We start from the raw sequence: 11,812 nt of genomic DNA on the forward strand, positions 1-11,812 counted from the left end.
CCCTGGGACTCCGGCCCCAGACCCCGGCGGAGGCCGGGACTGCGCTCCCGCGCCCCTGGTCCCCCTGGTCCACCTGGACCGGCCTGCCCATTGCGGTGGGGAGCGGTGCCGGGTCCGGAGCGGAGGTGCGCCCCCGACGCGGGCGTGAAAGCGAGCCAGGTCGTGGGGGTGTCCGGACGCCTGCGCCGTGGGGTCGGTCAGGCCGGGCGGTCCGACAGCGCGGCCGGTGGTTCGTCGTCCATTTCGAAGGCCATCGGGAAGGGGGCGTGGCCGGCCAGGCGGAACCAGCGGACCTTGCGGTGCTCGCGGAGTCTGCGGGCCGCGCCGACGGCGTCGTTGTGGAAGCGGCGGGCCATCGGCACCCTGCGCACGGCCTCGGTCAGCTCGCGGGCCGCCTCCTCTCCCCCGGGCGCCTCCCGGACCACCTCCACCTGCTGCGCCTCGGCGAACACGGCCCGCAGGGCCTGGCTCAGCTCGCTCTCGGCGACCTCCCGCTGGTCCTCCTCGGCCTGCCGGGCGGCATGCGCGGCCTCGTAGAGCACGATCGAGGCGGCCGGGTCGAGCACTCCGGAGGTGGCCAGCTCCTGGGTCACGGAGGCGCGGCGCAGCAACTGGGCGTCCAGTGCGGCACGGGCCGCGTCGATACGGGCGTGCAGCCGGTCCAACCGCCCCGCCGTCCAGCTCAGGTACAGGCCGACGGCGACGAGCGCGACGAGGATCCAGATGAGGGTTGCGGTCACGGGCGGCAAGGCTATCGGCCCGAGTGGTCCCGCTCTCCCACTCCCCCGGGCGTCAGTCCCGGGCCAGCCCCAGCCGTGCCCGCAGCCCCGTCGCCCGCTCGTCCGCCGCCACCGCCGCCGCGCCCGCCGTCACCGTCTCGTAGACGGACAGGATGTCCGCGCCGACCGTCGACCAGTCGAAGCGGCGGACGTGGGCGCTGCCGCGTTCGCGGAGTTCGGCGCGGCGGTCGGGGTCGGCCAGGAGGCGTACGGCCGCCTCGGCCAGGGAGTCGGCGTCCTCGTTGGTGAAGAGTTCGCCGGCCTTTCCCTGGTCGAGGACCTGGGCGAAGGCGTCGAGGTCGGAGGCGAGGACCGGGGCACCGGCGGACATGGCCTCGACCAGGATGATGCCGAAGGACTCTCCGCCGGTGTTGGGGGCGATGTAGAGATCGACGCTGCGCAGGAAGCGGGCCTTGTCCTCGTCGCTGATCATGCCCAGGAACTCGACGCGCGGGCGCAGTTCCCCGGGCAGACTCTCCACCGCCTCCTCCTCGTCGCCCCGGCCCGCGACCAGCAGGCGGGTGTGCGGGCGGGCGGCGAGGATCGCCGGCAGGGCCTTCATCAGTACGGGCAGGCCCTTGCGGGGCTCGTCGATGCGGCCGATGAAGCCGATCGTGTCCCCCTGCCATTCGGGCCTGGGCTCGGCCCGGGCGAAGAAGTCGACGTCGACGCCGTTGGGGATGACCACCGCGTCCCCGCCGAGGTGCTCGACGAGGGTGCGCCGGGCGTACTCGCTGACCGCGATCCGGGCGCTGATCTTCTCCAGGGCGGCCTGCAGGATCGAGTACGCGGCGATCATCGCCCTCGACCTGGGGTTGGAGGTGTGGAAGGTGGCGACGATCGGGCCCTGTGCCGCCCAGCAGGTCAGCAACCCCAGCGACGGCGAGGCCGGCTCGTGGATGTGGATCACGTCGAAACGGCCCTCGTGCAGCCAGCGCCGTACCCGGGCCGCCGACAGGAAGCCGAAGTTGAGCCGGGCCACCGAGCCGTTGTACGGCACCGGGACCGCGCGGCCGGCCGAGACGACGTAGGGCGGCAGCGGGGTGTCGTCGTCGGCGGGGGCCAGCACGGACACCTCGTGGCCGAGGCCGATGAAGTATTCGGCCAGGTCGCGGATGTGGAACTGGACGCCGCCCGGCACGTCCCAGGAGTACGGGCAGACGATGCCGATCCTCACGCCTCCTCCCCGTCCGCGGGGCGGGGTTCCAGGTCCGCGAGCCACAAGCGCTGCAGCATGTGCCAGTCCTCCGGATGGTCGGCGATCCCCGTGGCGAAGGCGTCGGCCAGCGCCTGTGTCATGACAGACGTCTTCTCGGCCCGCGTACCTGTCCCGGGCACCTCGACCGGGGGATGGACGCGGCCCCGCATCACGGGCGAGTCGTCGTACCACAGCGTGACGGGCAGCAGCAGGGCGCCCGTCTGCTGGGCGAGCAGGGCGGGTCCGGCCGGCATCCGGGCCGTCTCGCCGAAGAACTCCACCTCCACACCGGAGGCGGACAGGTCGCGGTCGGCGACCAGGCAGACCAGCCCGCCGTCGCGCAGCCGCCGGGCCAGTGTGCCGAAAGCGGAGCCGCCGCTGTGCGGCAGGACCTCCATGCCCAGTCCCTCGCGGTAGGCGACGAACCGGTCGTAGAGCGTCTCGGGCTTCAGGCGCTCGGCGACGGTCGTGAACGGCGTCTTCAGCTCGGTGGTGACCCAGGCGCCGGCCAGATCCCAGTTGGCCAGGTGGGGCAGGGCGAGGACGACGCCCCGACCGGCCGCGAGGCCGTCGGTCAGGTGGTGCAGGTCCTTGGCCTCGAAGCCGGTCCTGATCCGCTCGGCGCTCCAGGCCGGCAGCCGGAAGGACTCCATCCAGTACCGCAGGTACGAGCGCATGCCCGCGCGCGTGAGCTCGGCCAGGCGCTCGGGGGTCGCGTCGGGCACCACGCGCGCGTAGTTGCTCTCCAGCCGCTTCACGCCCTTGCCGCCCTGCTGGAAGGCGAGGTCGGCGATGGTGCGGCCCAGCCGTACGGCGACCGGTTCGGGCAATTTCTTGACCGTGCCCCAGCCGAGGCCGTACAACGCGTCGCTGAGTCTCTCCTGGACGCTCACTTCGCCGCCTCGCTCCCCTGCTCCGGCAGGGTCTCGGCGGCCTCCGCCTCGGCCGACTCACGGCGGACGGTGACGACCCGCTGGATCAGCGTGACCAGGCTGCCGGCGGCGACGATCCACAGGGCGACCGGCAGCAGGTACTGGATGCCCGGCACACCGAACTTGTGCAGGCCCGCGAACCCGGCCGCGACCAGCGAGATCACCAGCCGTTCGGCCCGCTCGACCAGCCCGTTGACGGCGACGGGCAGGCCGATCGACTCGCCCCGCGCCTTGGTGTACGACACGACCTGGCCACTGGCCAGGCAGAAGATCGACACCGCGCACAGCACGTTGTCGTCGCCGTGACCCGCGTACCACAGGGCGAACCCGCCGAAGATCGCGCCGTCGGCGACCCGGTCGAGCGTGGAGTCCAGGAAGGCCCCCCAGCGGCTGGAGCGGCCCAGCTGGCGGGCCATGTTGCCGTCGACGAGGTCGGAGAACACGAACAGTGTGATCACGACCGTGCCCCAGAAGAACTCGCCCCGGGGGTAGAAGACCAGCGCGCCCGCGACCACTCCGGCCGTCCCGATCAGCGTGACCGTGTCCGGGCTCACGCCCCGGCGGATGAGAAACGTGGCGAACGGTGTGAGGACACGCGTGAAGAATGCACGCGCGTACTTGTTCAGCATGGCCTTCCCGAGGGTCGGTGTTCGCCGGGCGGCCCCTGCTGGCCACCGGCTGGCCCATCGTAGTCACGCACGCGCCTGCGCGATGGCCGGGCGTCCGCGCCCCCAGGGCCTCTCGTCCGGATCAGGCCGGGCCCGCGACCGCCGGTGGACGGCGGGATCGGGTCCTTCGTATGGACGCGACGTGAGGGGAGTGGAAAGCTCGAAGAACCGCGGGCGATCGCAGGAGCCGCCAGTGACGCGGTGCCGCGTGTCCGCGCCCACAACGACCTCACCGTGCACGGGAGGCAGGATCATGGGCGACAAGGCGCAAACACACCCCGGAGCCGCCGGCAGGGCGGTGGCGGCCGGCCACCCCGCGTCCATACGGAATGTGGTGCTGGTCGGCCACTCCGGATCGGGCAAGACGACCCTGGTGGAGGCTCTCGCGCTGACGGCGGGAGCGGTGAACCGGGCGGGCCGCGTGGAGGACGGCGGCAGCCTCTCGGACTACGACGAGATCGAGCACCGGCAGCAGCGCTCGGTCCAGCTCTCCCTGGTGCCCGTCGAATGGGACGGCATCAAGATCAACCTTCTGGATACCCCCGGCTACGCCGACTTCGTCGGGGAGCTCAGGGCGGGTCTGCGCGCCGCGGACGCGGCCCTGTTCGTCGTCTCCGCCTCCGACGGCGTGAACGGCTCGACCCGCATGGTGTGGGAGGAGTGCGCGGCCGTCGGCATGCCGCGCGCCATCGTGGTCACGCACCTGGAGGCCGCCCGCGCCGACTTCGAGGAGATGACGCGGGTGTGCGCGGAGGCGTTCGGCGCGGACGACCCCGACGCCGTACTGCCGCTGTACCTGCCGCTGCACGGACCGCAGGGCCCCGACGGGCACGCGCCCGTGTCCGGACTGGTCGGGCTGCTGACACAGAAGCTGTTCGACTACTCCACCGGGGAGCGCAAGGAGTCCGAGCCCGGCGAGGACCAGCTGCCGCAGTTGGAGGAGGCCCGCAACCGGCTGATCGAGGGGATCATCTCCGAGAGCGAGGACGAGACCCTCATGGACCGCTACCTCGGCGGTGAGCAGGTCGACGTCAAGACCCTGATCGAGGACCTGGAACGGGCCATCGCGCGCGGGGTGTTCTTCCCCGTCCTGGCCGCCGCCCCCGCGGCCGACGGCGCCAAGCAGGGCATCGGCACGGTGGAACTCCTGGACCTGATCGTCCGCGGCTTCCCGACCCCGCTGGAGCACGAGGCGCCCGCTGTCACCACGGTCGACGGCAAGCCACGCGAGCTGAAGCCGTGCGACCCCGACGGGCCGCTGGTCGCCGAGGTCGTCAAGACCTCCTCCGACCCGTACGTCGGCCGGATCTCCCTGGTCCGCGTCTTCTCCGGCACCCTGCGCCCCGACGAGACGGTGCACGTCTCCGGGCACGGGCTGGCCGACCGCGGGCACGAGGACCACGACGTCGACGAGCGCGTCGGCGCCCTGACCACACCGTTCGGCAAACAGCAGCGCCCGGTGACGCACGCCGTCGCGGGCGATCTCGCGTGCGTGGCGAAACTGGGCCGCGCGGAGACCGGCGACACGCTCTCCGCCAAGGACGATCCCCTGCTGATGGAGCCCTGGCAGATGCCCGATCCCCTGCTGCCGCTGGCCATCCGGGCACACAGCAAGCCGGACGAGGACAAACTCTCCCAGGGCCTGGCCCGGCTGGTCGCGGAGGACCCGACGATGCGCCTGGAGCAGAACCAGGACACCCACCAGGTCGTGCTGTGGTGCCTGGGCGAGGCCCACGCCGACGTCGCCCTGGAGCGGCTACGCAGCCGGTACGGCGTCCAGGTCGACGTCGTACCGCACCGGGTCTCCCTGCGGGAGACGTTCGCGACCAGGTCCGCCGGGCGCGGCCGGCACGTCAAACAGTCCGGCGGCCACGGGCAGTACGCCATCTGCGAGATCGAGGTGGAGCCGCTGCCGGGCGGCTCGGGCATCGAGTTCGTCGACAAGGTGGTCGGCGGGGCCGTGCCACGGCAGTTCATCCCGTCGGTGGAGAAGGGCGTCAGGGCCCAGGCCGCCAGGGGAGTCGCCGCCGGCCACCCGCTGATCGACGTCCGGGTCACGCTCCTCGACGGCAAGGCCCACTCGGTGGACTCCTCCGACGCCGCGTTCCAGACGGCCGGCGCGCTGGCGCTGCGAGAGGCCGCGGCCGACGCCAGGGTCCACCTGCTGGAACCGGTCGCCGAGGTGGCCGTGCTGGTCGGCGACGACTACGTGGGCGCCGTCATGAGCGACCTGTCCGGCCGGCGCGGCCGGCTGCTGGGCACCGAGCAGGTGGGCAACGGCCGAACCCTCATCCGGGCCGAGGTGCCCGAGATCGAGATCGGCCGGTACGCGGTCGACCTGCGCTCCCTGTCGCACGGCACGGCCCGCTTCGACCGCCGGTACGTGCGGCACGATCCGATGCCGCCGCAGGTGGCCGACCGGGTCCGGCAACAGGAGCGCGAGGACTCGTAGTTGACGCACCACGGTCGCGCCGGGCGCACAACCCGGGCTCCGGAACGCTTCGTTCCGAACAGGCGGACGGCTCCGGCCGTCCGCCTCCCCGTACAAGCGGCGGCCGATACCCTGATGACCTGATCAACAGGTGTGCGGGGCAGGGAAGTCGGGAATGCCGCAGGGCAGGTGCGGCGGCAAGGGGGCGGCAGTGGCGGACGAATTCGATTTCAGCCCAGGGGCGCAGGTGCCCCTGTCCGGGGCGGCGGGGCAGACGGCGGCGACCAGTGCCCTGGCCTCGGCGGCCTACCGGGACGACGAGGTCACCAAGATCCTCGAAGCCGACAACGAATGGCACAAGTCGACGGTCAAACCGCCGCGTCCCTGGGCGAAGATCTTCCGGCCCCGGCTCGGTGAGGCCTTCTCCCGCGCGGTGATCGACCGCATGCTGGGCGCCGGACGCGCACCGCTCATCCAGTCCTTCGGCATCGAACCCCAAGTCGTGGTCGAACACTGCCTGGCCGCCCACCGCATCCGCCGGGAGCGCGACAACTGGCTCACGGCGGTGACGGTGCTGTGCGGAGTGCTCTTCCTGCCCGGCTTCCTCGTGTGGCTGCTGGTGTTCACCCTGCGCACCAACGTCAGCAGGCGGGAGGACAAACGGGCCGGCGCCCTCGCCACCACCCTGCTGGTCGCCGTGGGCACCCTCGCCGTGCTCTTCCTGGTCAAGATGCCCTTCACCGGCTTCTGGGCGTGGTACGCGCGCGCGGCGATCCTCCTGCCGGTCGTCGGCTGGTTCTGGGCCAAGCGGATCTGCGAACGCTCGGCACACGAGCTGCGGGAGCACTGGGCGGCCCTGCTCTCCGGCGGCGGCGTGGGGGCGAAGATCCCCGAGGCCGTACCGGGCAGCCCCGGCGACGCGGCCGAGCAGGTACGCAAGGAACTCGCCCGCCTCGGCGCCGAACAGCAGTCCAACTCCGTCTTCTACGCCGGCCCCAAGGGCATACTCGGCATGGGCACGCGCTGGGGCAGCTGGCAGCTGGCCGAGGAACTGGCCCCCGCCGAGCCGGGCAAGGAGTTCCACCCCTTCCGCAGCTGGGACGTCATCACCGCGATCCAGGGCGGCCTGGCGATGCTGGAACGCACGCCCATCAACACCGGCGGCTTCCCCAAGCCGTCCGTCAAGCACTGGATCGTCACCCCGATCGGAGAGAAGGCGACGGAGGTCTCCCGGCCGAGCGGTACGGACGTCGACGCGTACACGGTCAAGACGCACGCCATACAGGACATCTGCAACAAGCAGCAGTTCGGCAGCGGTGACCGGCACTACCTCGGCGTGCAGTGGACGCTCTGGGACGGCCACTTGGTGATCACCATGCTGGTCACCGTGACGGTGCTGCACGACACCCTGCGCATCGAGGTCACCGGCCACGCCCTGGGACCGGTCAACCCCCTGTTCAACGAGAAGCCGGCGGCCAAGGAGAAGGAGGTCCAGAAGGCGCTCCGGTTCTGGGAGACCCGCAAGGTGAAGCTGCCCCTGGTCGACGCCGACGAGGTGGTGCGGCTCGCCGCCCGCGCCCCCCTGACCTGGTACCCGCCCCTGCTGAACTGGCTCGGTGGCAGCCTCGCCCTGCCCGAGCCCTTCGGCCTGCGGCACGCCTGGGCCGACCAGCCCTGGCGACATCGCTTCATGGCCGACGACGCGCTGCGCGCCGCCACTCCGGTACTGCGGGTGGTGCACGCGGCGGCGCTCAAGGTGCTCAAGGAGAACGGCGTGGACGTCGAGAAGTTCGGCTCCCGCGCGTCGGTCCTCAGCGGAGGGGTGCAGGAGGTGTCGCCGAAGAAGGCCGACGTGTACGACGCGTGAGGCGCGGGTCCGCCCGCGGCCTACACGACGCGGGCTACGCGGGCCAGGCCTCCGCGAGCATCTTGCGGGTGTCGGCGAGGAGCTGCGGCAGGACCTTCGTGTGGCCGACCACCGGCATGAAGTTGGTGTCGCCGCCCCAGCGGGGCACGACGTGCTGGTGCAAGTGGGCGGCGATGCCCGCGCCAGCGACCGTGCCCTGGTTCATGCCCAGATTGAACCCTTGGGCCCCGGAGGCCGTACGCAGGGCCGTCATCGCCTGCTTGGTCAGCTCCGCCAGCTCGGCGGTCTCCGCCTCGGTCAGATCGGTGTAGTCGGCGACGTGCCGGTAGGGCACGGTCATCAAGTGGCCGCCGTTGTACGGGTACAGGTTGAGCACCGCGTACACCCGCTCGCCGCGCCGCACGATCAGGCCGTCCTCGTCGGACTTGGCCGGGATGGAGCAGAAGGGGCAGCCGTCCTCGGCCCCCGGGCCGCTCGGCTTGTTCTCGCCCTGGATGTAGGCCATCCGGTGGGGCGTCCACAGGCGCTGGAACGCGTCCTGCGTCCCCACTCCGATCTGCTGCTCCGGCTCACGCGTCATGCGTGCAGCATATGGCGTGCGGCCTGCGGGCAGGGAAAGGCCCCCGGTGAGAGGAGATCACCGGGGGCCTCCCACAACCGCTGCTCAGACCTGTGCCCGCTCCTCGACGACCTTCACGATCTTCGCGATGGCCTCGTCGAACGGAATGCCGTTCTCCTGGGAGCCGTCGCGGTAGCGGAAGGAGACGGCGTTGTTCGCCATGTCCTCGTCGCCCGCGATCACCATGAACGGCACCTTCTGCTTCTGCGCGTTGCGGATCTTCTTCTGCATCCGGTCCGAGGAGGAGTCGACCTCCACCCGCAGGCCCTTCTTCCTGGCGGCCGCGGCGAACTTCTCCAGGTACTCCGCATGGGCATCCCCCACCGGGATGCCGACCGCCTGCACCGGCGCCAGCCACGCCGGGAACGCGCCCGCGTAGTGCTCGAGGAGCACCGCGAAGAACCGCTCGATCGAGCCGAACAGCGCGCGGTGGATCATGACCGGCCGCTGCTTGGAGCCGTCCGCGGCCGTGTACTCCAGGTTGAACCGCTCCGGCAGGTTGAAGTCGAGCTGAACCGTGGACATCTGCCAGGTGCGGCCGATGGCGTCGCGGACCTGGACGGAGATCTTCGGGCCGTAGAACGCCGCGCCGCCCGGGTCCGGGACCAGCTCCAGTCCCTGCTTCTCGCCGACCCGGCGCAGGGTCTCGGTGGCCTCCTCCCAGACCTCGTCGCTGCCGACGAACTTCTCCGGGTCCTTGGTGGACAACTCCAGGTAGAAGTCCGTCAGGCCGTAGTCCCGCAGCAGGTTCAGCACGAACGTGAGCGTCTTGTCGAGCTCGTCGGCCATCTGCTCGCGGGTGCAGTAGATGTGCGCGTCGTCCTGGGTGAACCCGCGGGAACGGGTCAGGCCGTGCACGACGCCCGACTTCTCGTAGCGGTACACCGTCCCGAACTCGAAAAGCCTCAACGGCAGTTCGCGGTACGACCGGCCGCGCGCGTCGAAGATCAGGTTGTGCATCGGGCAGTTCATGGGCTTGAGGTAGTAGTCCACGCCCTCGTCGAGCTGCATGGGCGGGTACATGCCCTCGGCGTACCAGTCCAGGTGGCCCGAAGTCTCGAAGAGCTTCCCCTTCGTCGCGTGCGGGGTGTAGACGAACTCGTAACCGGCCTCCTCGTGCTTGCGCCGCGAGTAGTCCTCCATGACCCGGCGGATGGTGCCGCCCTTGGGGTGGAAGACGGCGAGGCCGGAGCCGATCTGGTCGGAGATGGAGAACAGGTCCAGCTCGTTGCCCAGCCTGCGGTGGTCGCGCTTCTCGGCCTCGGCGAGGAAGTCCAGGTACGCCTTCAGCTCGTCCTTGGACGGCCAGGCGGTGCCGTAGATGCGCTGGAGCTGCTTGTTCTTCTCGTTGCCGCGCCAGTACGCCGAGGCGTTCCGCATCAGCTTGAACGCCGGGATGAGCCGGGTCGAGGGCAGGTGGGGACCGCGGCACAGGTCCTTCCAGCACAGCTCGCCGGTCTTGGCGTCCAGGTTGTCGTAGATCGTCAGCTCGCCGGCGCCGACCTCGACGTCCGCGCCGTCGTCGTGCGACGCGGAGCCCTTGAGACCGATCAGCTCCAGCTTGTAAGGCTCGTTCGCCAGCTCCTCGCGGGCGGCCTCGTCGGTGATGACACGGCGGGAGAAGCGCTGACCCTGCTTCTGGATCGCCTGCATGCGCTTCTCGATGGCCTTGAGATCCTCGGGCGTGAACGGCTTGTCCACGTCGAAGTCGTAGTAGAAGCCGTCCCTGACGGGCGGGCCGATGCCCAGCTTGGCCTCGGGGAAGAGCTCCTGCACCGCCTGCGCCATGACGTGCGCGGTGGAGTGGCGCAGGATGTTGAGGCCGTCCTCGGAGGAGATCTCGACGCCCTCGACGGTCTCGCCGTCCTCGACCTCGTGGGCGAGGTCCTTCAGCTCGCCGCCCACACGCGCGGCGATGATCGAGCGCTCGCCGGCGAAGAGGTCGGCGGCCGTGGTGCCCGTCGTCACCGTGCGCTCTTCCCGCTCGGAATCGCGTTGGATGATCACACGGACGTCTGACACCGGTCTCTCCTGCCTGAAGGTGGAAGCGCGCCCATCACCTATTGCGCACGCAATAGAGGATCGTACCGACCCGGGGCCGCTGACCGCGAAACGATAACCCTCCGTCCACGATCAGTCGCAGTCGTCCCCGCTGCACGCCTCCTCGAAGAAGTCCAGATCCTCCTGCAGCGACTTCATCAGCCGGTCCCGCTCCTCGTCCTCCACCTGCACGGGTACGACCCCGAAGGCCCCCGTGAGCCGGCGGAAGCCGCCCCGGCTCTCCAGCCGTCCGAGCACCCGCACGGGCAGCCCGACCAGGTGGGCGTGGCCGGCGATGCGGTAGTCCTCCTCCTCCAGGGTCACGCGCACGTAGGGAACCTCGGCGCCCGCGAGCACCCGGAGCCGTACCGTGCCCTCGCCGCGCGGCTGGGACCTGCGCATCCGCACCACGGTGCCGGTGATGCGCACGGGCACCGACGGTTCGGCGCGCAGGTAGCGGGCGCCGGCCTCGCGCAGCACGGGCAGGTCGCCGGGGGAGAACTCGACGGCCTCGGCGGCGGCCGCACAGCCCTCGGGGACGCCGGCGGCGGGTGCCCACTCGACGGCGACGCGGGCGCCCTCGGTGCCGCGGACGAGGGCGACGACGGCCTCGGTGAGTTCGCGGCTGGCGCCCGCGCGGACGGCGCCGTCGAAGGCGTCCATGCTGCCGGTGGCCCGCCGGTGGTCGACGGCCTCGCGGACGGCGTGCAGGGCCTGGTGGAGGCGTACGGCGAGGGGCCGTCCGGGGTCGACGGGGACGAAGGCGGTCAGCCGGCGGCCGTCGGTCGCGGAGCCGACGAGGACGTGTTCGAGGCACGCGGCGGCCGAGCGCCGGTGGCGGGCGCCGTGGTAGCCGGCACGCGCGCGTGTGGCGAGCGCGGCGGCGAGCAGCATCTGCCGTGCGGCGCCGCGCAGTCGCTCGTCGACGGTCCAGGGGGCGGCGTGGACCGGTCCGCTCGGCACGTCCCGCCACCAGCGGATCTCGTCGCTGGGCAGGGTGAGGGCGACCAGTACCTCGCGCGCGGAGGGTGTGCCGCTGCGGGCGAGGGCGTCCAGTGCCTCGCCGAGCAGGTCGTCGCTGTCGGGGAAGGCGCGGCTCTCCGGCACCAGCAGACTCGTACCGGTGCCGGCCGGGTCGGGCGGGGTCCAGCGGCCGTAGCGGCCGGGGGCGCCGCCGCGCCGCTGCCAGCCGTGCCGGTGCAGCAGGGCGCCGAGCACGGCCGGGTCGATGCCGGCGGGCTCGGGGGGACCGGGGGGACGGTTCCAGGAGGCGTCGAC

At 71.6% G+C, this 11,812-nt stretch carries 8 protein-coding genes and 1 pseudogene; 2 read left to right on the plus strand and 7 right to left on the minus strand.

The genetic code is table 11. The annotated features are described in order from the left end of the window. Positions 1-197 precede the first annotated feature (197 nt). From C1I97_RS20625 to pgsA, 4 genes and pseudogenes are all read right to left on the minus strand, one after another. Positions 198-749, minus strand: a complete 552-nt coding sequence (locus C1I97_RS20625; RefSeq protein WP_111004700.1) for a hypothetical protein — start codon at positions 747-749, stop codon at positions 198-200. Between the two features lie 43 nt (positions 750-792). Next, complete coding sequence (locus C1I97_RS20630; RefSeq protein ID WP_111004701.1) at positions 793-1,956, minus strand: glycosyltransferase family 4 protein; 1,164 nt, start codon at positions 1,954-1,956, stop codon at positions 793-795. Beyond that, positions 1,953-2,870, minus strand: a complete 918-nt coding sequence (locus C1I97_RS20635) for a phosphatidylinositol mannoside acyltransferase (RefSeq protein WP_111004702.1) — start codon at positions 2,868-2,870, stop codon at positions 1,953-1,955. The genes C1I97_RS20630 and C1I97_RS20635 overlap by 4 nt, the downstream gene beginning before the upstream one ends. Next, positions 2,867-3,596: pseudogene (gene pgsA, locus C1I97_RS20640) on the minus strand (phosphatidylinositol phosphate synthase). Before pgsA ends, C1I97_RS20635 begins: the two are co-directional and overlap by 4 nt. Positions 3,597-3,830: 234 nt before the next feature. Between pgsA and C1I97_RS20645 the strand changes: the two are divergent. Then, complete coding sequence (locus tag C1I97_RS20645; RefSeq protein ID WP_111004704.1) at positions 3,831-6,029, plus strand: elongation factor G-like protein EF-G2; 2,199 nt, start codon at positions 3,831-3,833, stop codon at positions 6,027-6,029. A 190-nt stretch (positions 6,030-6,219) separates the two neighbouring features. Then, a complete protein-coding gene (locus C1I97_RS20650; RefSeq protein WP_111004708.1) occupies positions 6,220-7,875 on the plus strand; it encodes a hypothetical protein in 1,656 nt (551 codons plus the stop codon). A 34-nt stretch (positions 7,876-7,909) separates the two neighbouring features. On the opposite strand, the gene C1I97_RS20655 is transcribed toward C1I97_RS20650, so the two are convergent. The 3 genes from C1I97_RS20655 to C1I97_RS20665 all read right to left on the minus strand — a co-directional run. Next, complete coding sequence (locus C1I97_RS20655; RefSeq protein ID WP_111004705.1) at positions 7,910-8,455, minus strand: HIT family protein; 546 nt, start codon at positions 8,453-8,455, stop codon at positions 7,910-7,912. Between the two features lie 84 nt (positions 8,456-8,539). Beyond that, positions 8,540-10,516, minus strand: a complete 1,977-nt coding sequence (thrS, locus tag C1I97_RS20660; RefSeq protein ID WP_111004706.1) for a threonine--tRNA ligase — start codon at positions 10,514-10,516, stop codon at positions 8,540-8,542. A 111-nt stretch (positions 10,517-10,627) separates the two neighbouring features. Continuing rightward, the coding region (locus C1I97_RS20665; protein WP_111004707.1) for a hypothetical protein at positions 10,628-11,812 on the minus strand (1,185 nt) is incomplete at its 5' end.

It is taken from the genome of Streptomyces sp. NTH33 (genome assembly GCF_003236365.1).
In the GTDB taxonomy this organism is placed as follows: Bacteria; Actinomycetota; Actinomycetes; order Streptomycetales; family Streptomycetaceae; genus Streptomyces.

Excerpts from the sequence above, each read along its gene's own strand:
- C1I97_RS20645 (WP_111004704.1), top strand. The coding sequence starts at position 3,831 with ATGGGCGACAAGGCGCAAACACACCCCGGAGCCGCCGGCAGGGCGGTG.
- C1I97_RS20655 (WP_111004705.1), bottom strand. The coding sequence starts at position 8,455 with ATGACGCGTGAGCCGGAGCAGCAGATCGGAGTGGGGACGCAGGACGCG.